Source organism: Candidatus Contendobacter odensis Run_B_J11 (genome assembly GCF_000531125.1).
GTDB lineage: Bacteria > Pseudomonadota > Gammaproteobacteria > Competibacterales > Competibacteraceae > Contendibacter > Contendibacter odensensis.
Window position 1 is genome coordinate 1 of the sequence record NZ_CBTK010000043.1, and the last position, 24,762, is coordinate 24,762.

28 protein-coding genes are annotated in these 24,762 nt (G+C 59.5%); 24 read left to right on the forward strand and 4 right to left on the reverse strand.

Annotated features, from left to right (window positions below; genetic code table 11):
• The 17 genes from BN874_RS03670 to BN874_RS03750 all read left to right on the forward strand — a co-directional run.
• The coding region (locus BN874_RS03670; protein ID WP_034430898.1) for a hypothetical protein at nucleotides 1-203 on the forward strand (203 nt) is incomplete at its 5' end.
• Nucleotides 200-625, forward strand: coding sequence for an XkdF-like putative serine protease domain-containing protein (locus BN874_RS03675; protein ID WP_034430899.1), 426 nt, complete (start codon nucleotides 200-202; stop codon nucleotides 623-625). The genes BN874_RS03670 and BN874_RS03675, both read left to right, overlap by 4 nt.
• A gap of 11 nt (nucleotides 626-636) precedes the next feature.
• Nucleotides 637-1,440, forward strand: a complete 804-nt coding sequence (locus BN874_RS03680; RefSeq protein ID WP_034430900.1) for a hypothetical protein — start codon at nucleotides 637-639, stop codon at nucleotides 1,438-1,440.
• Nucleotides 1,441-1,443: 3 nt separating this feature from the next.
• Complete coding sequence (locus BN874_RS03685; RefSeq protein ID WP_034430901.1) at nucleotides 1,444-1,815, forward strand: DUF2190 family protein; 372 nt, start codon at nucleotides 1,444-1,446, stop codon at nucleotides 1,813-1,815.
• Nucleotides 1,816-1,843: 28 nt separating this feature from the next.
• On the forward strand, nucleotides 1,844-2,833 hold the full coding sequence (locus tag BN874_RS03690; RefSeq protein WP_034430902.1) for a major capsid protein: 990 nt from the start codon (nucleotides 1,844-1,846) through the stop codon (nucleotides 2,831-2,833).
• A gap of 2 nt (nucleotides 2,834-2,835) precedes the next feature.
• A complete protein-coding gene (locus BN874_RS03695; protein ID WP_034430903.1) occupies nucleotides 2,836-3,090 on the forward strand; it encodes a hypothetical protein in 255 nt (84 codons plus the stop codon).
• Nucleotides 3,056-3,637 carry a DnaT-like ssDNA-binding protein gene (locus BN874_RS03700; protein WP_051497373.1) on the forward strand — a complete coding sequence of 194 codons (582 nt, stop codon included), beginning with the start codon at nucleotides 3,056-3,058 and terminating at the stop codon, nucleotides 3,635-3,637. The genes BN874_RS03695 and BN874_RS03700 overlap by 35 nt, the downstream gene beginning before the upstream one ends.
• A gap of 11 nt (nucleotides 3,638-3,648) precedes the next feature.
• On the forward strand, nucleotides 3,649-4,023 hold the full coding sequence (locus tag BN874_RS03705; RefSeq protein ID WP_034430905.1) for a hypothetical protein: 375 nt from the start codon (nucleotides 3,649-3,651) through the stop codon (nucleotides 4,021-4,023).
• Nucleotides 4,024-4,332, forward strand: coding sequence for a hypothetical protein (locus BN874_RS03710; RefSeq protein WP_034430906.1), 309 nt, complete (start codon nucleotides 4,024-4,026; stop codon nucleotides 4,330-4,332).
• Between the two features lie 15 nt (nucleotides 4,333-4,347).
• Complete coding sequence (locus BN874_RS03715) at nucleotides 4,348-4,593, forward strand: hypothetical protein (protein ID WP_034430907.1); 246 nt, start codon at nucleotides 4,348-4,350, stop codon at nucleotides 4,591-4,593.
• A complete protein-coding gene (locus BN874_RS03720; protein ID WP_034430908.1) occupies nucleotides 4,586-4,951 on the forward strand; it encodes a hypothetical protein in 366 nt (121 codons plus the stop codon). Before BN874_RS03715 ends, BN874_RS03720 begins: the two co-directional genes overlap by 8 nt.
• A 3-nt stretch (nucleotides 4,952-4,954) precedes the next feature.
• Nucleotides 4,955-5,329, forward strand: coding sequence for a hypothetical protein (locus BN874_RS03725; RefSeq protein WP_034430910.1), 375 nt, complete (start codon nucleotides 4,955-4,957; stop codon nucleotides 5,327-5,329).
• Nucleotides 5,316-5,699, forward strand: a complete 384-nt coding sequence (locus BN874_RS22120) for a hypothetical protein (RefSeq protein ID WP_051497374.1) — start codon at nucleotides 5,316-5,318, stop codon at nucleotides 5,697-5,699. The genes BN874_RS03725 and BN874_RS22120 overlap by 14 nt, the downstream gene beginning before the upstream one ends.
• The gene (locus tag BN874_RS03735; RefSeq protein WP_034430913.1) at nucleotides 5,696-6,118 is read left to right on the forward strand and encodes a phage tail terminator-like protein; all 423 of its coding nucleotides are present in this window, start codon (nucleotides 5,696-5,698) and stop codon (nucleotides 6,116-6,118) included. Before BN874_RS22120 ends, BN874_RS03735 begins: the two co-directional genes overlap by 4 nt.
• A 10-nt stretch (nucleotides 6,119-6,128) precedes the next feature.
• Complete coding sequence (locus BN874_RS03740; RefSeq protein ID WP_154724728.1) at nucleotides 6,129-7,280, forward strand: phage tail tube protein; 1,152 nt, start codon at nucleotides 6,129-6,131, stop codon at nucleotides 7,278-7,280.
• An 83-nt stretch (nucleotides 7,281-7,363) separates the two neighbouring features.
• The gene (locus BN874_RS03745) at nucleotides 7,364-7,780 is read left to right on the forward strand and encodes a hypothetical protein (protein WP_034430915.1); all 417 of its coding nucleotides are present in this window, start codon (nucleotides 7,364-7,366) and stop codon (nucleotides 7,778-7,780) included.
• 83 nt (nucleotides 7,781-7,863) lie between these two features.
• On the forward strand, nucleotides 7,864-8,130 hold the full coding sequence (locus BN874_RS03750; protein WP_034430916.1) for a phage tail assembly chaperone: 267 nt from the start codon (nucleotides 7,864-7,866) through the stop codon (nucleotides 8,128-8,130).
• 49 nt (nucleotides 8,131-8,179) lie between these two features.
• Here the strand turns inward: BN874_RS03750 and BN874_RS03755 are convergent, their stop codons facing one another.
• From BN874_RS03755 to BN874_RS22125, 3 genes are all read right to left on the reverse strand, one after another.
• Nucleotides 8,180-8,713 (reverse strand): DUF2335 domain-containing protein, encoded by a 534-nt coding sequence (locus BN874_RS03755; RefSeq protein ID WP_230314317.1) that lies wholly within the window; start codon nucleotides 8,711-8,713, stop codon nucleotides 8,180-8,182.
• A 288-nt stretch (nucleotides 8,714-9,001) separates the two neighbouring features.
• On the reverse strand, nucleotides 9,002-9,247 hold the full coding sequence (locus BN874_RS03760) for a hypothetical protein (protein ID WP_034430918.1): 246 nt from the start codon (nucleotides 9,245-9,247) through the stop codon (nucleotides 9,002-9,004).
• Nucleotides 9,244-10,347 carry a BRO family protein gene (locus BN874_RS22125; RefSeq protein WP_051497375.1) on the reverse strand — a complete coding sequence of 368 codons (1,104 nt, stop codon included), beginning with the start codon at nucleotides 10,345-10,347 and terminating at the stop codon, nucleotides 9,244-9,246. Before BN874_RS22125 ends, BN874_RS03760 begins: the two co-directional genes overlap by 4 nt.
• A gap of 362 nt (nucleotides 10,348-10,709) precedes the next feature.
• Between BN874_RS22125 and BN874_RS24970 the strand changes: the two genes are divergently transcribed.
• Nucleotides 10,710-11,054 (forward strand): hypothetical protein, encoded by a 345-nt coding sequence (locus tag BN874_RS24970; RefSeq protein ID WP_195912089.1) that lies wholly within the window; start codon nucleotides 10,710-10,712, stop codon nucleotides 11,052-11,054.
• Nucleotides 11,055-11,067: 13 nt separating this feature from the next.
• Here the strand turns inward: BN874_RS24970 and BN874_RS03775 are convergent, their stop codons facing one another.
• Nucleotides 11,068-11,547: a hypothetical protein gene (locus BN874_RS03775; protein ID WP_034430919.1), complete on the reverse strand. Its 480-nt coding sequence runs from the start codon at nucleotides 11,545-11,547 to the stop codon at nucleotides 11,068-11,070.
• 126 nt (nucleotides 11,548-11,673) lie between these two features.
• Between BN874_RS03775 and BN874_RS03780 the strand changes: the two genes are divergently transcribed.
• Genes BN874_RS03780 through BN874_RS03805 form a run of 6 tightly spaced genes read left to right on the forward strand, consistent with a single transcriptional unit; the run spans nucleotide 11,674 to nucleotide 24,754 of the window.
• Nucleotides 11,674-21,126, forward strand: coding sequence for a tape measure protein (locus tag BN874_RS03780; protein WP_034430920.1), 9,453 nt, complete (start codon nucleotides 11,674-11,676; stop codon nucleotides 21,124-21,126).
• Nucleotides 21,123-22,646: a hypothetical protein gene (locus BN874_RS03785; RefSeq protein WP_051497376.1), complete on the forward strand. Its 1,524-nt coding sequence runs from the start codon at nucleotides 21,123-21,125 to the stop codon at nucleotides 22,644-22,646. The genes BN874_RS03780 and BN874_RS03785 overlap by 4 nt, the downstream gene beginning before the upstream one ends.
• A 1-nt stretch (nucleotide 22,647) precedes the next feature.
• Nucleotides 22,648-23,499: a hypothetical protein gene (locus BN874_RS03790; RefSeq protein ID WP_034430923.1), complete on the forward strand. Its 852-nt coding sequence runs from the start codon at nucleotides 22,648-22,650 to the stop codon at nucleotides 23,497-23,499.
• Nucleotides 23,496-23,987, forward strand: a complete 492-nt coding sequence (locus tag BN874_RS03795; protein WP_034430924.1) for a hypothetical protein — start codon at nucleotides 23,496-23,498, stop codon at nucleotides 23,985-23,987. The genes BN874_RS03790 and BN874_RS03795 overlap by 4 nt, the downstream gene beginning before the upstream one ends.
• 3 nt (nucleotides 23,988-23,990) lie before the next feature.
• Nucleotides 23,991-24,308, forward strand: a complete 318-nt coding sequence (locus BN874_RS03800; RefSeq protein ID WP_034430925.1) for a hypothetical protein — start codon at nucleotides 23,991-23,993, stop codon at nucleotides 24,306-24,308.
• Nucleotides 24,308-24,754 carry a hypothetical protein gene (locus BN874_RS03805; RefSeq protein ID WP_051497377.1) on the forward strand — a complete coding sequence of 149 codons (447 nt, stop codon included), beginning with the start codon at nucleotides 24,308-24,310 and terminating at the stop codon, nucleotides 24,752-24,754. Before BN874_RS03800 ends, BN874_RS03805 begins: the two co-directional genes overlap by 1 nt.
• Nucleotides 24,755-24,762: the final 8 nt, after the last annotated feature.

Below are 24,762 nucleotides of genomic sequence, written 5' to 3' on the forward strand. Positions count from 1 at the left end.
CTCAGGAACCCAAGATGCCGTTTACGCACTGCCCGACCTGTGACAACCCCAAAGGCTGCGCCCAAGACCAGAACTGCTACAAGGAAGAGCTGGCAAAGCCCGATCCGCCCTATGTCGAAGAATCGCCGACCGTTGAAAAAGCCTACGAGGCGATGAACGCCGTGATAGGCGCCATCAATGCCCGAAAGAATAAGCCGTCATGAGCGAGCAAGAAGCCGAATACCCCGTCGAAACTCCAGTCACGCTGGACGCCACTATCCTCAAGGCCGATGACGAACAGCGGATGGTCTATGGCTGGGCCAGCGTGTACTCGCGCAACGGCCAGACGGTGATTGACCGCCAAGGCGATCAGATCCATGCGCCGGAAGTGCAAACCATGGCGCATCGGTTCGTGCGGGAGGTGCGCGTCGGTAAGCAACTGCATCAAGGTCACCCGGTCGGCGAGGTGGTGGAGAGTGTGGTGCTGTCCAAATCCCTGCAATCCGCCCTGGGGGTTGACCTCGGTCAAGAGGGCTGGTTGATCGGAATGAAAGTGCATGACGACGCGGTCTGGAACCGGGTCAAAAGCGGCGCATTGCCCGCGCTTTCCATCGGCGGCAGCGGTCGCCGGAAATCCCTAAAATAAGGATTGATTCTGTGACTACCAATCTGTTATATGACATTAATATCTCCGAGATTTCTCTAGTGGATCGCGCTGCGAACGAGGACGCTCGGATCATCCTGTTTAAGCGAGACGACGACCCTATGTATGTTGCTCCCGAAATGCCCGCTCCCTTGAGTTATGTTGCTACCGAAACGCCCGCTCCTTCGAGTGAAGTCACGCCCGAAATCATCGCCAAAAGCGACGATGACGAACTGCAAGGGCGACTGACCGCTCTGTCCAAATCGCTGGACGATCTGGCGGCTGAAAACCTGCGCCTGTCTGCCGACAACACGAATCTCACCGCTGAAATCGCCAAGCGCGCCGCGCTGGAAGAACCCGAAGACGTGATGAAGGGACTGCCAGAGCCGGTTGCCAAGCGGATCGAAGCGATTGAGAAGCGCGCCGCCGATGCAGAACTACTGGTCAAGCGCCTGACCGATCACGCCGAAGAAACCGCGTCCATCGCCAAGGCGGCGAAGTACGCGGCCATCCCGGCGACCGCTGACGATTTGGGCAAATTGTTACTGCGGATTCGCAAGGGCATGACCACGCCCGCCGATGCTGACGAAGTGGAGCGGATTCTGGATGCCGCGAGCGCAGGCATGGCGGACGTGGTCGCGGGGCCGGTCGGCAAGAGCGCCGACAAGGCCAGCGGCGGTACCGCCATGGATCGTCTGGACGGTACCGTTGCGGCGCTCCGATCCGCGAATCCCGATCTGACTCAGGCGCAGGCGTTCACCAAGGCGCTGGCCGACAACCCGTCGCTGTACACCGACTATCTCGCTGAAAGGAAATAAGTCATGGCTATTGAGAATGCTTTGGGGTGCATCACCCGTCCGGCAGGCGCTGACCTGTCGGCAGTGCAGTACCAATTCGTCAAACAGAACTCCTCCGGGCAGGCGGTGGTATGCAGCGTAGCGGGCGAAAAAGCCCTCGGCGTGTTGCAGAACAACCCCACCAGCGGGCAATCCGCGACCGTGGCCTACGAAGGGATTACCAAGGTTCAGGCGGCAGCGACCATCGTACCGGGCAATGACATTGCCACCAATGCAGCCGGGAAAGCCGTGGTGGCGCTGACCACCAACAAAATCCTGGGCGAGTGCATTTCGGGCGGCGCGACCGGCGAGATTATCTCGATTCTGATTCGCAACGGCGCTGCCGCTGCTCCCTAATCCCCCATTCTGAATTCCAGGAGTTCCCATGGCTGGCCCGTCCGTTTCTGATGTCCATGTTAATACCCCGCTGACTCAGATCAGCATCGCCTACCTGCAAAACCAGCAGAACTTTGTGGCGAGCCGGGTGTTCCCGGTAATCCCGGTCTCCAAGCAGTCGGATCGCTACTACACCTATGATCGCGGCGATTTCAACCGCGACGAGATGCAGTTGCGCGCTCCGTCTACCGAATCGGCGGGCACCGGCTACCGGATTGACAACACCCCGACCTACTACACCCCGATTTATGCCTTGCACAAGGACATCCCGGACGAAGTGCGAGCGAACTCGGACGCGGTACTGAATCCGGATCGGGAAACGACCGAACTGCTGACCCTGAAAAGCCTGCTAAAGAAAGAAAAGCTGTGGGCATCGACGTATTTCACGAACGGCGTCTGGACGACCGATTTAACGGGCGTTTCCGGCACTCCCACCACCAATCAGGTCAAGCAGTGGAATGACTCGGCCAGCACTCCGGTTCAGGACGTGCGGGCGGCAGCCACAGCGATTTTGCAGCGTACCGGGTTCAAACCCAACAAACTGGTGATCGGCAAAGCCGTCTATGACGCGCTGGCCGATAACGTCAGCATCATGGATCGCATCAAGTACGGCGCTGCCCCCAATCAGCCGGCGATGGTGACGTTGCAGGCTATGGCCGCGCTGTTTGAAGTGGACAGCATCGAAGTGATGTCGGCGATTGAAAACACCGCAGCGGAAGGCGCGGCGAACGTCCACAGCTTCATCGGCGGCAAGAAGGCGCTGCTGGTGTATGCCCCACCCTCGCCGGGCCTGATGACGCCGAGCGCGGGTTACACCTTCGCCTGGTCGGGCATGTTCGGCGGCGATGCAGCCGGGATTCGGATTCGCACCTTCCGTATGGAAAATCTGAAATCCGACCGGATCGAGTGTGAATACAGCTTTGACCAGAAACTGATCGCCGCCGACCTGGGCGCGTTCTGGACAACGGTCGTCGCCTGATCATGAACGGGCTGCCGTTGTTTTTGAGCTACGACTTTAAGGCGACCCGCCCGTTGACCCTGGACGGGCGGGACTATGCCGAGGGCGAGATCATTGATCGGACTCCCGCGCTGACCGACCGCCTGATCCAGCAGCTTTTCCAGCAGCGGCGGATCGTGCCGGTAGACCCTCCGATCTCCCTCCCGCCCCCGCCTCCCGTAGTGCCTGCGATCAAGGTCGAGCATGAGCCTGAACGTCGAGTCGGGAACCGGAAGTAGCAGCGCCAACGCCCTGGCCGATGTGGTCACGGCGGATGCGTACCACGCCGACCGGGGCCATACCGCCTGGGCGGCGACGACGACTGCACAGCGAGAATCGGCGCTCATCCGGGCGTCCGATTACCTCTGTGACGAAGGGCGGTTTCCGTGGATCGGTTCCAAAGCACAGGGCTATGCCCAAGCCATGCCCTGGCCGCGCAGCAATGCGACCGAGGCGGACGGCAGCGCGATCCCGGCAACGGTCGTTCCGTACCGGGTCATCCGGGCCTGCTGCGAACTGGCCGGGAAAGCCTTGGACGCAGAACTGCTGCCCGATCTGGATCGGGGCGGGCGCATTGCCAGCGAAAGCATTGGCGCGCTGTCCGTTTCCTACTTTCAGGACGCTGCGTCCGGCGCGGTGATTCAGGCGGTTGCGGGGCTGTTAGCGCCCTTGTTACGGCGACGCCTGACTCCGGCAGCCCCTGGCTGGATTGGGGCGGGAGACGCCAGCTACGGAGCGGGATTCAGTATTGGAATGCACGATCACCCTGGATCAAATAACTCATGAGGTTCTCTGCAATGCGAAACAAACTGACGATCATTGCGGCGCTGTTCATAGCCTTAACGCCTTGGGCGTCCTTCGCTCAGGTTTGGGCTGGCCCTGGCCCTGAGCCGTGTTTCAGTCCTGCGTGTACGCCGGATGCGCCGGTTGTGCCTCCGGTTACGGAGCGCACCGTTTGCTTGGGCGATTTTGGCTGCTTGCCGGTCGGGTATAGCACTGCGGGATTATTCACCATCGCCGTAGTGAAGATCCCGAACGGATACCCAGTCGCGGGCATTTCCGGCGCGTGCTTGCCGGGCTGGGACTGCCCTGGAATTCGTGACGATGCCGACCGCGACCTGTTGGCGCGGTTGCAGGGGCTGCATCGCTTCAAGCGGTTCTTGGGGCAATAAATGAACTGGTTCGCTGCTCGACTCAAAGAGCCGTCCACTTGGCGCGGCCTCATCTGGCTACTCACGGCTTGCGGCATCTCGCTGTCGCCGGAAGCGTGGCAGTACATCGCTACGGCAGGGATGGCACTGGCCGGGCTGGCGGGAGTGTTGACGAGTGAGCAGCCGACCCGTGTCGATATTCAACTCCCGGCGATTGAATTGGTGGGGAGTGCTACTGCTCCCGCTCCTGATGACCGGCTGCGCGACGCTGGAGTGCCGTCCGGGACTTCACTTCCGCCCGACTTTTTTCATGACTCTTTCGGCGGTTGAATCGGGAGACCTGCAATGCCAAGTGCCATTCTGAACGCGATGATCACCGTCTTGATGAGAAGCCTCATCGGCGGGGTGAACTGGATGCACGTCAAAAACACGATCCTGAGTTTAGCGGACGTGAATCTTACCGGAGCCGAAAAACGCCAAGCGGCGCTGTACGAATTGAAAGCCGTGTTGGCGGACTTTTCCACCAGCATGATGAACTTTGCGATTGAAGCCGCAGTGATTTCCATCAAAAAGGACAGCAGTCATGGTTGAACTCTATCAAAACAAAGAGGAAGAGGTCGTTTTCCCGGATCGCCGGATGGCATCCAGTAGCGACTTCTCCAATCTGATTACCACCATTCAGAGCATGGTCGGCACCATCAACCAGCATGAAACCCGGATCGTGCGAATTGAAACCAAGCAGGAAAGTCAGGATGACCGCTTGGGCAAAATCGAAGTGGACGTGCGCGATACCAAAGACGGAGTGCAGAAAGTCTTAGACCGGCTGACCTCACATACCGCGCAGGAAGACAAAGACCGCGCCAAGCTGCTGTCCTATGTGATCGGGATTCTACTGACCACGATCAGCGGCATCATCGGGCTGGTCGCTACTCATTTTCTAGGGAAATAGTCGTTGAGTCAGTACGACGCGCTGGCCGCAACCGCCTGGCGGATGATCAAAGCCAAGGGAGCCGTGATTACCCTGCGGCAGAAGTTGACCGGCGCTTACAACCCGGTCACCCAGGCAGAAACCGGCGGCGGAACCACGGATACAGCGGTCTATGCCGTGCTGCTGCCTCCGGGCAACAGCCGCGAGTTAGCGCCGGGTACCCTGGTCACGCGCAACATTATGGAAGCGTGGATCGCAACAGCCGGGGTCAGCGTACCGCCGCAGCCGGGCGATCTGCTGGTTACCGCCAGCGGCATCCTCTGGACGATCCTGACGGTGACCGAGTACGCGCCGGATGGTGATTCCCTGATTGCCTGGAGGGCGTATGTCGAGCGGTAGCTTTGCCGTGGATGTTTCGGCCTGGGTGAAGAAGGCGGGCGACAAGGCCGATGCCTTCTGTCGGCAGTTTTGCGCCGAAGTCAGCGAGCGAGTCATCGAACGGACGCCGGTAGACACCGGCTTTGCCCGCAGCCAATGGCAGCCGGGCATCAACGGATCGTCCAGCGCGTCCGACGACCCGTTTGCAGCCGTGCATCTGGCCGCGTCTCAGATGAAATCGGGCGACACCTTTACCCTCATGAACCACTGCAAGTACATCGGGCGGCTTGAGTACGGCTGGAGTCAACAAGCCCCGAACGGAATGGTCAGGGTCACGCTGGCGGAAGCGCCGGACATTGCCCAAAAGCTGATCGCGGCGCTGAAACCATGACCCCTGAATTGCGCGCTGCCTTCCGAACGCAACTCCTGACCCTCGCGGGATTACCCGCTGTCGCCTGGCAAAACCGGGCGTTTACGCCGCCGAATAACGCGCCCTGGTGCAAAGAGGCGTTGCTACCCGGCGAGGGGCGCTATGCCGCGTTTGGGGCCGATGGCATCAGCAACGGGGCGATGCAGCAGGTCGGGATTTATCAGATCACCCTGGTGATGCCCTCCGGCGCGGATACCGTTGCCGCCGACACCCTGGCGGATCGGATCATCAGTCTGTTCCGCCCCGGCACTCGGCTGACGATGAGTACCGGCGACGTGATTACCTGTGAGAACGCCTGGGCCTCGCCCTCGCAACAAGAACCGACCGGGTTCAGCCTCCCGGTTAGTGTGCGCTACCGATTTTTTAGACTGAACACTTAGGAGAACGATCATGCCTTTAGCCTCTGGTGCCAATGTAGGTCTTTCGTATGTGGCCGAGGTGACTCGCGGCACAACTCCCGGTTCGCCGACGATGAAAGCGGCGCGATTCACCGGGCGCAACCTCAACTTGACGCGGGCCACGCTGACATCGAACGAGCGCCGCAATGACCGGCAAATCGCGGATCTGCGCCACGGCTTTAACCAGGTCGGCGGCAGTCTCGGCTTTGAACTCTCGACCGATGCCTTTAACGACTTCCTGGAAGCCGCGATGGCGGGAACGTGGGCGGTTGCGCCGACCACCGGCGCTCAAACTCTAGCCTCGACTACCAGCACGTTTACCCGCGCTACCGGCTCGTTCATCACGGACGGCTTTATGCCGGGCGATATGGTGACGGTCACAGGGTTCGTAACGGGCGGCAATAACGGGGTGACCCAGGTGGTGTCGGTCTCGGCACTGGTGCTGACGGTCGCTAAAACCTTGGTTGCGGACGTGGCGGCGGCAGCCCGTACCATTGCGGGGGTGGGCAAGAAATTGAAAGTCGGCTCGACTCTCAAGACCTTCACCTTTGAGCGCCGGTTTACCGACATCACGCAGTACCAGGTGTTCGCCGGGGTGGCGATTAACCAGATGTCGTTCAACATCAAGCCCGACCAGATCATCGGCGGCAGCTTTGACGTGATCGGCATGTCCAGCCAGCCCTTGTCTGGCACTTCGCTCGGCTCTCCGACCGCAGCGCCGACCGGTTCGCCGTTCGATGCCTTTACCGCCAACCTGTACATCAACGGGGTGGCGAACGCGGTAGTCACCGACATCAGCTTCCAGTTGGCTAACAACCGCTCGGTCAATCCGGTGGTGGGCAGCAAGTTCTCGCCGGACGTGTTTGAAGGCACCTGCCAAGTGACCGGTACGCTGATGGCCTACCTGCAAGACGCGGCGGTGTTGAACCTGTTCACCAACGAAACCGAATGCTCGCTGTTCGCCAAGTTTCCCGACCCGAACGGCACGGACTATTTCGTGGTGCAGTTGCCGCGCATCAAGTTGACCTCGGCGGATTCTGATCCCCCGCAGCAGGGGCCGATCACCGTCAGCTACAAGTTTCAGGCGCTGGTGGAGCCGAACAGCGGTACGTCTATCGCGTTTCAGCGCAGCACGGTGACCTAGACCTAGGCCTTTCCCATTTTCATTTCCCGCTTCCTGAGAAGGGGAGCGGGCTTTTTCTCATCAAACAATAAGGATTGCTGCCCATGTTTAACCTTCCTGATTTCGATACCGTTTCCGCCAGCGATGCCGGCGCGACCCTGACCCTCGTTCGTGAGGACAACGGCGCGATTGCCCGCGACAAAGACGGCAACCCGATCACTCTGACCGTCCTCGGTTCCGACTCGGCGCAGTACCGCAAAGCGCAGCAGAAGAACCTGAATCGCCGCCTCGCCAAGCGCACGGTCAAGGTGACTGCCGAAGAATTGGAAGCCGAGGCGCTGGATATTCTGGCCTCGGCGACCGTGGCGTGGAGCGGGTTCTTTGACGGCATTGGCGATCCGATTCCCTGCACTCCCGGCAACGCCCTGGACTTGTACAAGAGCTACCCGTCCATTCGGGAGCAAGCCGACCGGTTTGTCTCGGATCGCGCTAATTTTTTGGGGAGCAGGTTAGCGGCCTGATCGAGTTCGCCCGCCATGAGTTTTGGCTGCAACAGCCGATCTCAAAGGACAGTACCGTCTCGCGGCGGGCGAATCTGGAACAGGTGGAAAAGCAGACCGGGCAGCGTCCCGGCGACCTGGACGGCGTAGACCCGCCTGAAAGCCTGTTTTATCTGTGGGGCTGGTTCTGCCAGCTTCACGGCCAGCGCTCCGGCAACGGGTTCGGGCCGAACGGGATCAGCTTTTCCGAACTGGATGCGTGGGGCCGGCTGACCGATACGGCACTCACCCCGTTTGACGTGGACACCTTGATCGCACTGGATCGGGCGTACCTGGAAAGCCACGCCAAGAGCCAGCAGGACAAGAATTGAAAAGCCCGCCGAGGGGCGGGTCTATCCGGCGGGGCAGCTTGATTCCATTCTAATCGTCCGACGCCTCATCTTCTTGAGTCGGGCGATCTTTAGTAGATTTTTTGCCCTGCAAAAAACCGGTCACCACGGCTCCTAACAGGGAGCCTGCTACAACAGCAGCGACCCAATCATGGCTTGTGTGCGCCAGCGCCATGATGAGGATAAACCCCAAAATGACAAGACTAAACGCCATCCATTGAGTGCGGCGATCCCGTCCGCTGGCGGCGTTGAGTAGGGCTTTATCCATCGCCCGCTGGTGAGCGCCGTTCGCTTTGAATTCTTCAATAATATCCTTGGCCGCACCCGGAACGATTTCATCGTATTGTCTCAGGCAGTCTGGCGGAGGCGTGGGGCCTGAAAACGATTGATGCGCGATCAAGGTATTGAACTTGCGAGTAATCGCCCTTTCGGTGGCTGGCGGCAATGCGTCGGCATCTATCTCATCTGTATCCGCCGATACCAGCGGATTTTCATCTTTTCCGGTCAACCTGATCGCCTCTCCAGGGTGGAAGTTGGTAGCGTTCCCGAACATGATCAAAAGCATTTCTCATTTGCTGGCTCGTTCTCTCCCATGAGGTATTCATTAGATTTTCATTTCTGTACGACTGAATAATGGCTGCGTAGTCAGTCTGAGGCATGAGGTTGAAAATCGAAGGGAACGCGCTAAATGAGACCGGATGTCCCCGCTGGGGTAGGCAAGCTGTAGGTTTCATGAGCTATTTCCTCGGTATAGAGTGGGCGGGATAGTCGATCTATAGTCGATTTTTTAATTATGACAAGGCAAATTTGTGCAAGTGCCTAAAGTACAGCGCCGTCCTTGGCGCTGCTCTCGCTAATGCTTCCAGCGCTGCGTTGCAGAATGCAGGTGGTCAAACGCGCTGTTGATCGCTGCCCAGGTACTCTCCGGGAGCTGCCTTTCGGGCTGATCGTCCAGAGTGTGGGCCAGCACGGTGAGATCGGCAATCAGGCACTGGATCACGTTCAGATTGAATTCCCGCATAGAGTCCACGCAATCGGGATCAGCGTCAGCCGGCGCGGGCGTGGGCGTGGGTTCGGCGGTCGTGTAATGAATGTTCATGCGGCCTCCTTCAATCCACCTGGGTTCAGCCGCTCAAGTACCCTCTTGAACCATTTGATCTGCTTGACCTGAGTTCCGTTGCTGTGCCGCCTGCCACTCACATCGGTCAGTTCACACAGTCCTTCCGCTGCATCGGTCGGGAGCCAGTCGCCGAACTCCTTGCGAATCAGCCCGGCGATATTCAGTTGCCGGTTGACCATGATCGCCGAAAGGGGCGGGGTCATCTGCTGCCCTAGCTCGGTCGCGTTGTAGGTTCGCTGGCTCTCGTCGGCGATCCGGCGCACTCCTTCTTGTTGCGCGGCATTCGCGGCGGTCAATAGCGCGGATTGCGTCGAGCTTTGCCCGTAGCGCCGTTGCGGCTGCGCGACCACGTTCCAGATCGCAATGAAGCCCTTGGGCGTGACCGCCCACTCTGGCACCTTGTGAATCACGCCGTCATAGGTGCGATCTTCGTAGCGCACCGCAAACCAGCCGGAGTCAATCGCCTTGACGGTCGGCTCCAGTTCCTTTTGCCAGCACATCATCCCGGCTTTGCGGAGGAACAACTTGAGGTCAGCCATTTTGTAGTCCTGACCGGTTTTGCCTTTCAGCATCCCCAGCAGGTTCGGGAAGCGGATCAAGCCGTCGCTGTCGGCCAGTTGATCGTAGAGCAGAACCTTGGGTTCCTGCTCGGTCAGGATCGCCTCCTGCTCTTCGATGATCCGCGCCTGTTCGGCGGCGAGGAACAGCGCCTCGGCTTTGGTTTTGGGTAGGGCGAAGTCAGGGGCGTTCGGAACCGAGTAACTGCCGGTCTTGCGGATGGAGGGGATTACGTCATGCGTCACCCACCGCTTGAACTTCTTGGCTTCCGGTTTGCGGCTTCCAAGGATCAGGGAATACAGGCCGGGTTCGTTGATGACGGCCATTTCTTGCTTGCCGCCAAGGGTGTCGGTTGAAGCGACCCCCTTTTCATCGTCATCTAAGCGGGTTAGCGCGTCTCGGTTATTGGCAATCTCAAGCGCAGCGCAGACATCGGCGGCGACCCACCAGGGCTGGCTGTCGATCATCACGACGCGGATCGGGAAGGCTTCAAACTGGAAGGGGATAAGATTGGTAGACATGGTACGGATTCCTTGTATTGCTTGGGAATCCACCAACGCTGAGCCTAAGCAGGGAATTGGTGGCGAGTTGTGTAGGGTTAGGCTTACCGGAACAAGGAACCGGTCACTCTTTCGAGTGCCCTACACAACCCACCATTGAGCAGGCATGAAAAAAACGCCTGTATCGCAAGTGGCGCTATGCGCCTTGTATCCGGGGAGCCTAAGCCCCGACTCCCGTTTTTTGCGGGAGCAGGGGTACGTTAAGCCGGAACGGGCGCGGGGTCAAGCGGAAAAATTATCACCAAATGCAATCAGAATTGTAACCAAAAGAGACTATTAAAAGCAATATACTTCCATCTATTCCTTCCATCAATGGGTTTGCTATGAGCGAGAACGAAGACACTGCGGCCAAAGCCGCAAAAGCGGCTGGTGCGGCTGCCGCTGGCGCTGCGGTCGGCTATGGCGCGATTGCAGCCAGCGGACTGACGGCGGCTGGCATGGTTGGAGGAGGTGCTGGTATTGGCGCGGCTGCCGGGCCGGTGGGTGCGGCGGCGGGCGCAGTCGTGGGGCTGGCGGCTTTTGGATTGTACCGGCTGTTTGCAGGCGACCCCGATGAACTCACTCATGAACAGCAGCGACAGATCGAGGTATTAAAAGACGCTCACGCCAGAGGATTCTTGTCGGATGCCGATCTTGAGGTGGAGATCGGCAAAATTATCAACCCGTAGCAAGGCCAGCGGGTCATTCCGGCTTAAAAAAAATGTCTTTGTCAGGAGTTGCGGGGCGCGTGGGCTGAGTAAATATAACGCGAGGGGCGATTTTCTCTTTGCGTGGAGAAAGGTAGGCGCGGGGCGGCTGCTCTTTTAGCTTTCTGATTAGCTCTAACCTCATCATTTCATGGTAGTCGGTTCCAAAAATAATAATTGAATAGGGTTTTCCTTTATACACGCCGCACATGGCATATTTGGCTCCTACATAGGCTCCGTAGGAATTTTTCGCGTTGATGGCGATGTTCATATCTTGAACCCCTTTGTCGTTCGGCTTATTCCAGCTTGCGTCATCCGCCCGCACAGATTCCTTGTCTTTCCAGATATATTCGTTTTTTGCCAACTCAACGCATTGAGCGATCTGTTGCTTCGTCGGCGGCGCATCTGCCGAGTGCGCTTGTATTGAGCCGCACACCATCCCCACCAGCGCAATAACCAGAGCCAATCGCTTCATCCATGCTCCTCCATTGTTTGAAAAACACAGCATAGCCCGCCATTCCCGTGCTGCAAATTGATCGCGCCAAATAGTCGGTTACTGCTATAATTTCAATCACTATCAGCGATTTTAGCGGGCGGGCACATGGGCGACATAGCGGTTCTTGGATTTAGCGTAGACACAGCCGCGCTGGCTGCCGCGAAAGTCGCCCTGGGCACGGTTGAAATCGCTGCGCGGGGCGTAGGCCAGGCCGCAGAAGGGATGCAGACGGTCGTGGGCGGCGCATTCCGCGCCATCGAATCCACGGCGGATCGGATGCAGCGCACGGCGGTAGCGGCGTTCAAGGCCATGGGGTATGCCGTCACCGAGCCGCAAGAGGCGCTCTCTCGCTTGAAATCGGCGATGGATGACGTGATGCGGAAGGTCGAGAACGTCAGTACCGTGGTCAACACCCTGCAACTGGCGTTCTATGCCGCTACCCGGAACGTCAAGGAGTTCGCTATCGAAGGCGGCGCCGCCTTGGCGGACATGGAAAAGAAGTCGTCCAGGCTCGCCGAATCCATGACGCTGGTACAAAAAGCCCTGGTCTTGGCCGGAGCCGGCGTGGGAATCGGCGAACTCATGAAGTACAGCGACGAGTACGGGCGAATGAGCGCCCAACTCGGCCAGGTCGCCAAATCCACCCGCGAATATGAAGACACTCAACGCTCGCTATACAAACAAGCACAGCAGACCGGGCAATCCGTAGGCGACTCCGCCAAGCTGTACGCCACCATGGCGCGGGCCACGCAAGAACTCAATGTCAGCAGTTCCCAACTGCTGGATGTCACCGGCATGGTGAACAAAATGCTGATGACGGCGCAACTCCCGGCAGAATCGGCCAGTGCGGCGCTGTTTCAGTTCTCTCAGGGCATGGCGGCAGGAACGCTGCGCGGCGAAGAACTCAACTCCGTCATGGAGCAGATGCCGCCTCTTGCCAGGGCGATAGCGGACGGCATGGGAATTACGGTCGGCCAGTTACGCGCTGTAGCCGCCGAGGGGACGCTCACCTCAAAAGCGGTACTCGCCGCGTTGCTCAGTCAAAAGGATTCCATTGAGTCGCAGTTCGCCGCAATGATGGGCAGCGCGACCACCATGTCCAATCTCGCCAGCCGGGTCGATAACGCCATGATGATGTTGATCGGGCGAGCCGACGAGTTGGGCGGGGCCAGTATGGCGCTGCAAGGCGCGTTCGGGGTCATTGTCACCTTCCTGGAAGCCGACGACACCGCGACCACTATGGCAGCGGCGTTTGAGAAGCTCGGTCAGGCGATCAAGATCGTGGTGGATGTGTTTGCTTACCTGCTGCCGTATCTTGATGAAATCTTCGGGATTTGGCTGGGCGTCAAAGGGATCACGGCGCTGGCGTCATTTACGCTCAACCTGCTCATGACGCAACGCATGATTAGCCTGGTCACGGTGGGCGTTGAATACTTGACGGTAGCCTTGATTATGCTGATCAAGGCAGTGACCACGGTTGCGGTTGCGATCTTGTCATCGCTGGGGGTAGCGGTATCTACCATTTTGCCTATGTTTGCCGCTTCACAGAACGCCATCGCGATGCTGGAAGGCGGGCTGATCCGCCTGCAAGGGGTTATGGCGACCATCGGCAAGGTCAGCATGTGGGCATCCCTGTTGGGCGGCATCTTTGGCGTCATTACCGCGATTGGAATGCTGGTTGCTGGATTCTTCTTATTCAAAGACACCACCACCTCCGCACAGAAAGCCGCCAATGATTACAGCGCAGTTCTCGATAAGCTCGGCGGGAGCGCACAGGATGTTGAAAGTAAATTCAAGTCGATGAATGACGAGCAGCAAAAGTCTATCGTGCAGCAAACTCAAATCTCACTGAAAAGCAATCAGGCAGAATTGCTCAAGCAAGAAACCGAAATCAGAGACCGGATCGCTGGGCTGGTTGAGAAGAAATTCAGCAGTACCAATGACGACACCTGGGGGCTAAACGTCGCGGAAATGCAGCGACTGAATGAGATTTTAGCCAGCGGGGGCGTAGGGATGGCGGAGTATCTGGAAACCCTAAAAAAATCAAAGATAGCGACGGACAGCCAGTTTGAGTCGCTGGTGAAAATGAATACAGGCATGGACAGCCAGCGGGATGCGGTCGCTAAACTGGAGGCGGTCTTACGGATTCAGACCGACACTCGGATCGGGAACGAAGGGGCGATCCTTGGAAGCAATGCCGCACTGTCGGTAGAACGCGACAACCTTCTCAAAAACACCGAGGCGTGGGGCAAGTACCTCGCCAAAATCCGCGAATCCGCAGTCACGCAGTCGATGAATCCCGAAGAACAGGCGCGGAATAAAGGGGCGGAACTCCATCAATCCCCGAATGCCGTGGATCAGGCGGTCGGACTGGTATCGCTGACGGAAAGCTACAAAAAGCTGGATGCCGCGATCAAAGAAAATAACGCCTCCGAAGCCAATCGGCTTCGTACCGTGATTGTTGCCACAGAACAGGAGTATTTACACGCAGTGGGCGTTGCAGCGACCACCACTGCTATTGAGAGCCGATCTCGCATGGTGGTAGGTGGCGAGGGGGTTGCTATGAGGGTGATGGACGAAACGAGAAAGAAAGCCGTCACGACCGCAAAAGAACAACTCGATGTCATGGGGGCGATCAGTCGGGTCGAGCGGGAGAATGTCGAAGCGCAAGCCAGCGCACACCGAGCCGCGACGCAAGCCGCCGAGCAAAGCATCGAGCAAAGCAACCTCATGGCGGGCGCCTGGCAAAAGGGCGCGGATGCCGCCAAGCAAATGGAAATCCAGATCAGGGCGATTAACCGGGCGCGAAAGGAAGGGATCGAGATTCCGCCAGATGCGCTCACCGGGGGGGTATCGAGACCAGCCTCCGCCAGCAGTGGATCGTCCGTGGTGGTGGGAAACCTCAATATCGACGCGCTGGTACGGGCCATTATCCAGGCCGAGTCGAACGGAAATCCGAACGCCCGCAGTCCGGTAGGGGCGACCGGACTCATGCAACTCATGCCGGATACGGCGAGATGGTTGGGGTTTAATCCGAACGATATGACCGACCCCACCAAGAATATCGAGGCGGGCACCAAGTACGTCAAGTATCTGCTCGACCGATATGCCGGGGATGTCATGAAGGCGGTCGCCGCCTACAACGCTGGGCCGGGGAACGTGGATAAGTACGGCGGAACCCCGCCCTTCAAAGAAACCCAGGCGTATGTTCCCAAGGTCATGGCGCTGTATAACGCCGATGCCGAAGTCGCGGGAGTCAAAAAAACCCAAGACGCCTATAAAGCATTTTACGACTTGCAGAAGCAAGAAGCGGCGACGGTCAATGCCCAAGCTGAAGCGGCCAATGCCCAGCGCATTACCGAGATCAAGACGCAAACCGACCTTATTCAACTCAAAACGAATCTCACCAAGGGCGAGTACACGGACGTTAAAACGACCGCGCTGACCGTTTCGGCGCAAGAAACCAAGAAGGTGATGGAGTCGCTGGTTGAAACCTACCAATTCACCCGGCAGGAAGCGGCGGCGACGGTCGCAGAGGCGATTAACTCCACGCAAGGCATTACCCAGGCCGGCCAAGCGCAACTGCTCATGGAAGGCACGATCACCAAGGCGATAGAAGATCACAAGAATGCAGCAGCGGGACTGGCCGAGGAAAACCGCAAACAGATCGGAAACTTCAACGCACTGACTCAAGCCTACCTGACCTACAACCAGCAGAGTATTCAAGCGGCGGAGTTAGAGCAGCGGCTTAAAAACCTGAACCCGGCGCAACGGATTCAAGAAATCCAAAAAGCCTATGCCGATTGGGATCAGCAAGTCGCCAAGACCCTGAGTGATTTATCGCTGGAAGCGGATTTGACGCTCAAGGAAGCCGCAGCGACGACCCAGGGAACCGCCAGCCTACTCGCCTTTAACGACGCCAAGCAGACCGAGGCGATCTTGCGGGGCAAGAACAGCGGCGCACTGGAAGACGAGACTGCCAAAAAGGTCGCGGAACACAGTCTCAACCTGCAACTGCTCGGCGATGTGCAGAAGACCATGGAGGCGTACAAAGCGGGATTGACGCCATTGGAGACCTACAAGGACACGATGGTCGAGCTGGGGAAAGAAGAAGAACGGATGAAAGCGGCGGGCCTCTGGACAGAGAAAACCGCCCTCGGTATGCAAAAGCTCAAGGCAGACGCCGAAAAACTGAAAGACGCCGTTGATCCCATGGCAAAGATTTTCGAGGAAACCGCCAAGGGGATTTACAGCGCCTGGACGGGCATGTTTGAGAACATTTTCACCGGGGGGATGAAATCGTTCGGCGACCTGGTGGACAGTATCAAGACCATGTTCCTCAAGATGTTGGCGCAAATGGCTGCTCAGGCGCTGGCGAAACCGATTCTGGTGCCTATTCTGCAAACCATGGGCGGAGTTATGGGCCAGAGCGGCAGCAGCATCAACACGATGATCAACGGATTCATGGGCGCGGGTTCCTCCACGCTCGGAGCGGGGAGCGGCGGCGGTATCAGCAATATGCTAGGGCTGGGGAACCTGTTCGGCAGCAGTGGCGGCGGTTCCTTGTCCGGCCTCATGGGGATGGACGGCACTCTGTCTCTCTTCGGCTCCGAAGGACTCGGATCGCTGGTGAGCGGCATCGGGTCGATGCTGTCTCCGATCATGTCCGTAATCCCGGCCATCGGAGCTATTGCAGCAGCCATCGGCCTACTCTCCAGCCTGTTCGGCGGCACTCCACATCCGTCCTCACTGGCGGTCGCGGGCGGGTACCAAGACCCGAAACATGGCGCGGGCTACATGGGCAAGGGCGGCGGCGGTGCCATTGGCACCAGCGGCATGGATTTCGGTTATTCCTACGGCCACACCGACCCCAAGGACGCGATCAAGCTGCGCGACTCGCTGATGACCATCGATACCGCGCTGGCGGGGCTGATCCCGAAAGCAAAAATGGCGGGCGTCCAACTGGGCGCGTTCGGCGAGACTGCCGAGGGCTGGATTGCCGGAATGCATGGCATCGTCAAAGACTCGAATGAAATGAGTGCCTACTTCGTGAAGGATTGGGTGGCAGCGGCGGCGAAAATGGGCGCGGTCAGCCAGAGCGTGTCGGACATTATGAACACCTTCACCGGCAAAGCCGAGGACGTGATCAAGGGGCTGGGCGGGCTGATGCAAGTCGAAAGCTACGTCAAAGCCGACCCGAAAAAAGACCTGGCCGATACCGTTGCCAAGGCGGCTGAAACGCCCTCGCAAGCCCTCGCGGTACTGCGTACCGACCTGGAAAAGCTGGCAAAGACCTTTGACGGATCGGCCACGGCAGCGATAGCCCTCGGCGCGGCCAGCGCCAATCTGTACCAGGGCGAGATGCAGATGATTCTGGCGATTCAAAGCGCCGTCTCCGGGATTGCGACCTCGTTTGGGGCGTCCATCGAAGAGGTCAAGCTGTCGGTGATGGACGTGGGCGGCAAGTACGCCTACTTCCAGAAACAGGCCGAAGACGCCTTTGCGGCGCTGCAAACCGCCACTGATCCGACCGTTATTGCCGCCCAGGCTGAAAAGGCGCGGAACGCGGCGATGCAAGCCTACGGGATGCTCAGCGACGAGCAGAAACAAGCCAATGCCGCTGGATTTGAACAGTTCCTGACTGATGCCCAGAAGCTGGCAACCGACAAACTGAACGCGGCGCAACAGGCGGTCGTGGATCAGCATACGGCGACCGCCAAGCTGCTGGGCGACAGCATGGCCGCAGCGGGCAAAACGGCTGCCGAGGCGCTGAAATCGGCGGGAGATACCGTGAGTTCCGCGATAGTGACGGCTGCCGATGTGATGAAAGGGGCTATCGGTTCGCTGGGCACAAAAGGCAGTACGGCCATGGCCGAAGGCGGGATTGTCGGCGGCACCTGGAACGGCCAACCCGGCATCGGCGGCGATACTGTGGCGACGATGCTCACGCCGGGCGAGGCGGTGATCCCGCGAGCGCAGGCCGAGAAACACGCGACGCTGATCCAGGCGATTATGAAAGGGGCGGTACGCTATGCCGCCAGCGGGCTGCTGCCGGGGTATACCGCGCCCAGCACTTCGGGCGGGGCAAGCGGGGGTGGCGGGAGCAACAGCGATTCGGATTGGGCACCAGCAGGGATGCAGCAGTATTACGCAAAGGGAACGCAGCAGGCGGAATTAGCGAAATTGGTGGACGCAATGGATGCGGCGGCTAAAGCGCAAGCCGACCTCGCCTCGTCATCGGGAAAGGCGACCGATAGCGTCAAAAATCTGGCCGATTTTATGAAGGGGATCAGCAAGTCGCTCCGGGACATCCACGCGACGGAGTTTGAAAGGAAGCTGAACGGGCTGCGCGATGCCCTGGACGATAACGTCGCCAAAGCCAAGGAGTTAGGGGCGTCGGCGGCGCAACTCGCCAGCGTCATGGCTCTGGGTTCGCAGCAGATGCAGGACGCGCTGGATGAGCGGGCACGGCAACTCAGTGAATTCATGGCCGGGATTGCCCGCACGTCCAAGGATATGGACTTATCCGAATTCGAGAAACAACTGGAAGGCGTCGCTGACCAGATGAGCGCCAATGAAAAGCAGGCGAAAGACCTGGGCGCGAACGAAGCGCAACTGGCGGCGATTCGCGCCCTGGCCGACAAGCAGACGGCTGCCGCCTATGCCGAACAAAGCCGGCAAGTGGCCGAAGACCAGCGCCAATCGGCACAGGACGCTCAACAAGCCGCGAAAGACGCCCAACAAGCGGCGGATGCCATTGCCAGTTTCACAGCGGGGATTGCCAAGTCGCTGCGCGATCTGGACTTAACTGACGCCGGGAAACAGTTTGCTGCGCTCAAGGACAGTCTGGACGACAACATTCGCCAGGCGCGGGAGTTGGGAATCGGCGAGGCGGCGCTGGCGAAGGTACGGGAGTTGGGCGCACGAAACCTGGCGAACTTCACCAAGGCTTTTAACGACGACCTGCAAAGCCAGATCGACGCGCTGAAACTGACTCCGCAACAACTGGAAGCGATGTCCCTTGAAAAATGGTACGCCGCGCAAAAGAAATCAGCGGAGGAAATCGGCGGCGACCTCAGTGCGCTCAGTGAACTGTACGCTCTCAAGACTACCGAGGTCACCAAGCGCGCCGCCGATGCGATTACCGAGTACATGACCGGGATTGCTGACGCTTCCAAGGACATGGACGGGACGGAATTTGAGAAGCAATTGCGCGGCATCCAGGTACAACTGGACGCCAGCATTAAAGCGTCCAAATCCGCTGGGGCCGGGGATGCCGGCGAGACTGCCGCACGGGACTTGGCGGCGAAACAAACCGCAGCCGCGACCGCTGAGCATCAAAAGCAAATCGGATCGTTCATGCAGGACTTGGATCGTTCGGCAGGGGATAGCGCCCTCACGGACTTCCAGAAAGCGTTGCGCGGGATTCAAGACCAGATGCTTGCCAACATCGAAGCCTCGAAAGCCTTGGGATTGGGGCTGGAGGGCGAGAATAAAGTGCGGGAAGTGGCCGCAGAGTTGACGAAACAGGCCACGGAAGCCAATGCCAAGCAACTGAAAGAATTCACGCAAGGGCTGTCGCAAAGCCTGGCGGATTTGGATTTAACCGACTTTGAACGCGGCATGCAGGCGATAGATACTCAACTTGCGGCCAACATCAAGACCGCGAACGAGTACGCCGACAGCGCCGAGGCAGTCAGTCTGGCCGAAGCCCTGGCGACTCGGCAAAAGCAAATCGCTACTGCCGCCCATCAAAAGCAAATCACCGACTTCATGGCGGGGATAGCCAGTGCGTCCAAGGATATGGGCTTAACCGACTTTGAGAAGCAACTGCTCGGCATTCAGACGCAGATGGAAGCCAACATTGCGACCGCCAAGGAGCTAGGGGCCGGGCTGGCCGGCGAGAACGCAGCGCGGGAACTCGCCGCCAAGCAAACCGCAGCCGCCACAGCCGCTCGCGCCAAGCAACTCAGTGATTTCATCGCCCCCTATCAGGACGCCCTCAACGAACAGGGGTTGTCGGAGGCGTTGAAGGCGTTGAAGGCGTTGAATCGAGAACTCACCGATCTCACCAAAGCCGCCAAGGATTTAGGCGCGGATGCCGGGCAGATCAATATCCTCAAGGAAGCGCAGGGCGTCAAAGCCGCAGCGACAGCGAATCAAGGCTTTCAGGACGCGACCGAGAAAAGCAAACAGGCGCTGGATGCCTTGTCGCAAAAACTCAAGGGGCTGGTGGACGCGATCAAGCAATCGACCCAGGGGATTGACGATTCGATTCTGAACCTGCGCCGGAAAGACCCGAAGTTTGATGAGGCGGGCTATCAAGCCAGCAACGAGGCTGCAAAACGGGCGGCGCTGGCAAAGGCGATGCTCAAGCCGGAGGACTACGAAGGACAAATCAGTGCGGTCAATGACCTGCGCGCAGCCCTGACTGACCGCTATTCCGCCGAAGAAGCGGCGATGACGAAACTCACGGAAAGCGCCCGGCGTCTGGCCGACATTGCGAAACAGATTCGTGATTATGTCGCCAGTCTCAAAGTGAGCGACCTGTCCACGCTTGACCCGGAAAAGAAGCTGCAAGAAGCCCGCAGCCAGTACGAAGAGACTATGGCGAAAGCCAAGGCGGGCGATCTGGATGCCGCTGGTGCGCTGCAAGGCAAGGCGCAAGCCTACCTTGAAAAGGCGCGGGGCTATTACGCCAGCAGTACCGACTATGCCGATATTTTCGACCGGGTGACGGAGGGGCTTACCGGCTTCGCGGATGCAACTTCGTCTTCCGACCCTGCGGTAGACAAGGCCATCGCCGATAAAAAAGCCCTGGATTTGCAGACCGCGACCGTTGAAAAGCTGGAACTGCTGAAAGGAACCTTGCGCGAGATTGAAGCGCGGGCGACGGCAGATATTGCCGCAAAAAGCGAGACTGAAAAGCAACACTTGACCGCCGAAATCGGCAAGCTGATTGCCGCGCTGCAAGCGTCCGGGCTGTCCAATACTACGGCTGTCGTCGCTGCTATTACCGGATTGCAAGCGGGGATGAAAGCCGCACAAGCCGCACAAGCGGAATCGGCAGCGCAGGCGGCTCAGGCGGCTCAATCCGCATCGGGGAATCCAGCCGCTGCCGGATCTACCGGGCCGATTGCCGATCTGTATCAGTCGATGCTGGGGCGCGCCGCCGATGCCAGTGGGCTGGCGTACTGGACAGGGCGCATGAACGAGGGCGCGTCCATTGCCGCGATTACCGACGCCTTCAAATCCAGTACCGAATACAAAGCCCTACCCGGCCATGCGGCAGGAGGATTGGCGCAACCCGGCTGGGCGATGGTGGGCGAGGAAGGGCCGGAACTGGTCAATTTCAGCCAGCCGGGCCGAGTGTATAGCGCCGGCGATACGGCACAGATGCTGGGCAGCAAGGAATCCCAAGGCGCGGTCGTGGTGGAACTCAAAGCCCTCATCCGGCTGCAAGCGGAATCCAACCGGCAACTGATTAGCACACTGGATCAGGTAGAAACGCGGCTGGCCGGGATGGAACGTACCGCTCGGCTGGAGGCATCGGCATGAGCAGCGACTGGATGTATCTCGCCGAGATTGACGCCTGGAACCCGGCCACGCCCGGCGTAGAGACGCTGCGCTTCGGCAGTACCGGCTATGTCACTACGCCTAGTGAGACTCCGGCAAACGCCTATTACGAGCCGCGCATCAAGCAACCGGCGTTGTATCGCTTTGATGCCGGGGTGGGCAAAAACACCTCACGCGGCGGCTATGGCGAACTGGTGCTGGCAAACCCGGATCGCGGCCTGGACGGCTACGTGAACTACGGATTTGACGGACGGGCGTTGCGGCTGCTGGCCGGGCCGGTCGGTAGTGCCTACTCTGCCTTGACCGTGCTGCTGCGCGGTACCTGTCTGGGCGTGACCTGGGAGAGATCGACCGTCTCGATCCGCATTCGTGACCGCCAGGAAGAACTCAATAAGCCCTTGCAAACCACGAAATATGGCGGCACCAACTCGCTGCCTGCCGGGATTGACGGCGTAGCTGATGACCTCAAAGGCCGGGTCAAGCCCTTGCTGTACGGCACGGTGTTGAACGTAGCGCCGCCTTGCGTCAATACCAGCCGGCTGATTTATCAACTCCATGACGCGGCGCTACAGGCCGTGACAGCGGTCTATGACAATGGGGTGGCGCTGACCGCAGGGGCGACCTACGCCGACCAGGCCACCATGGAAGCGACTGCGCCCTCGGCGGGCGGCTATCGGGTCTGGCTGGCGGGCGGGATGGTTCGCCTCGGTAGTTCGCCCGCAGGGCCGATTACCGCTGATGCCAGCGAGGGAAGTAGCGCTGCGTTGCGCTATCCCGGCAGCCTGTTGAATCGCATCGCCCTGAAAGCGGGACTGACGGCGGGTGAAATCAGCAGCGCCGATGTGAGCGCGCTGGATACCGCTTGTCCTTATGAATGCGGGGTGTTTCTGGGCGATGAAACCGCGACCGCGACGGCGCTGGATACGGTGCTGGCAGCAGGGTATGGATTCTGGTACTTCGATGCAGCGGGAATACTGCGCTGCAATGCCCTGACCGCGCCGACCGGTGCGCCGGTCTTGACGCTGGAAGAGTACGGCATCCTGGAACTGGATCGAACGGCCAGCGGCAGCGGCGACAACGGCTTGCCGGTGAAGGTCTTAAATCTCAAGTACGCCCGCAACGGCTCGGTGCAAACCAGTGTCGCGGGCGCGGTCACGGCAGCGCGGCGCGAGTGGCTCAAGCTGGAATACCGCACGGTCACGGTGACCGATTCGGCGGTCGCCACCAAGCACCTGCTCGCCCCGACTCTGGATTGGGAAACGCCCATCGTGTCGGCGGCGAATGCCGCGACCGAGTTGACCCGACTGCAAGGGCTGATCTGCGTCCGGCGCGACACGCTGCGAGTGACCACGCGCATCCCGGACGCCTTAGCCGCCACCATCGGCACGGTCGTGCGGGTGAAAGTACCGCGACTCGGCTATGACGCTGGGCGCGATTTTCGGGTGATCGGGATTGAACAGGATGCGATCCGCGACCGCATCACACTGACGCTGTGGGGATGATATGGGCAACGTACTGCTGGGATTTCCCAATCGGATTGATGAAGCCGCTTTGGCGGGCGGGTCATGGAATGCGGCGCTGCCGCTCACCAAGCTGCAAAACCGGGTGTATGCGGCGGTCGCCCGCTCCGCCAATGCCCTGACCACCTCCACGCAATGGACGGTCACCCTGCCCACAGCGCGAGTGTCCAAGCTGGTGGTCTTGGCGGCGCATAACCTGAGCGAATTGGCGCAGTGGCGGGTCACGGCGTACAGCGACGCCTTCACCACGGTCGCGCTGCAAAGCCCGTGGACGGATGTCTGGGAAAACGTTCCGACCAGCCTCTTGGAGTGGGAGAACGATAACTTCTGGACGATAAAGCCGAGCGCGGAAGACATCGCCCGCTACACCCCGCTGGCGATCCTCACCTTGAGCGCGGCGGTCTCGACCCGCTGGCTGAAAATCGAGATTGCCGATACCGCCAACAGCGCGGGCTACGTCCAGGTCGGGCGCTGTCTGATCTGTGACCAGTGGCAGCCGACCGTTAACATGAACTACGGCCACGCGCTCCAGTACGAATCCGACACCACGGTCGAGCGGGCGCTGGACGGCACAGAATATTTCAACCGGCAGCGCGGGCGGCGGGTCGCTCGCTTTGCCTTGGCGTGGCTCAACGAGGATGAGGCGATAGCTCGAGTCTTGGGGATGCAGCGCGACAGCGGCATTGACGGCGAGATTGTCTTTATCGATGACCCGGATGCGGTGATGTACCGGCTGGAACGACGATTTATTGGCCGGTTACGGCAGCTTTCCGCGATTGAACATCCCTACTTTGAAACCTATCAGAATTCCTTTGAACTCTCGGAGATCTTATGACGACCGTAGTCATTAACAGCCACACCTACTCGGACGATTCTGATCCGAGTACCGGACTGGCCGCAGGCGGGCATCGGACGCGGTTTATTCCTGCGCTGGCCGACGTGGTGGTGGTGGCCGGCACAGTCGCCAGCAATGCCGCGACCACCACGGCGAATACCGCCACGGCCACCACACAAGCCGGGATTGCGACCACGCAAGCGGGAATTGCGACCACGCAGGCATCCACGGCCACGACGCAAGCCGGGATTGCAACGACGCAAGCCGGTAACGCCAGCGCATCGGCAGCGGCGGCGTTGATCTCCGAGACGAATGCGAACATTTTTTCAATGGGCAGCCTGCCCACTCAAACCGGGAATGCGGGCAAGGCGCTGACCACCAACGGGACGCTGGTCGCGTGGTCGGCGCCTGCTCCCGCAGCTCATACTCATCTGGCGGCGGATTTGCCGCCCAGTTTAGTTAAATCCTACTTTATGGCGGGGTGGTAAGTCATGGCATCAGGACGATTAGGGGCGGTTGATTTATCCGCAAACACCTACTGGTCGGTCTATACCGTGCCGGCTCTAAAAATGGCCGCGTTGAGCGTGTCGGTGTGCTGTCGATCCGTGACCGGGACACTGGTGCGACTGGCGCTGGCCTCCACGGGGACGCCGACAGCGGCGGAATGGATCGAGTACGACACGGCGCTGACGGTCAATCAGGTGCTGGAACGCAGCGGCCTTGTACTGGACGCGGGCAAAATACTGGTGGCTTATAGCAGTTCGGCCAATGTCAATGTGGTGGTTTACGGAACCGAGGAAACCGCGTAATGCGCTACGTCAGTCCAGAAAAAGCAGTAGTCACGGCTCTCGGCCAGTCGCTGTACGGCGAGGGGAGATTCCAAACGTTTTATGCCAGCGGCACATTTACGGCACCCAAGGCGGCGGTCTATCGGGTGCGAGCGGTGGGAGGCGCGGGCGGGGGGATTGGCGGCAGCCCCTACGGCGGCGGCGGCGGCGGCGGGTTCTCCATGGGTGAATTTGCCCTGGCTGCTGGCGCGGCGGTGACGGTCACGGTTGGGGCGGGTGGAGCCGTGAATACGGCGGGGGGAACCACCAGTTTTGGCGCGCACTGTTCAGCAACAGGCGGCGCGGCGGGCGGCGGGACGCGGGCAGGGGGAACCGGAACCGGAGGATATTTCCAGGCCAGCGGCGGCGCAGGCGGCAGTGGCCTGGAAATATCCTCCGGTTCCGAGATCGGAAGAGCACACGTCTGAACTCCAGT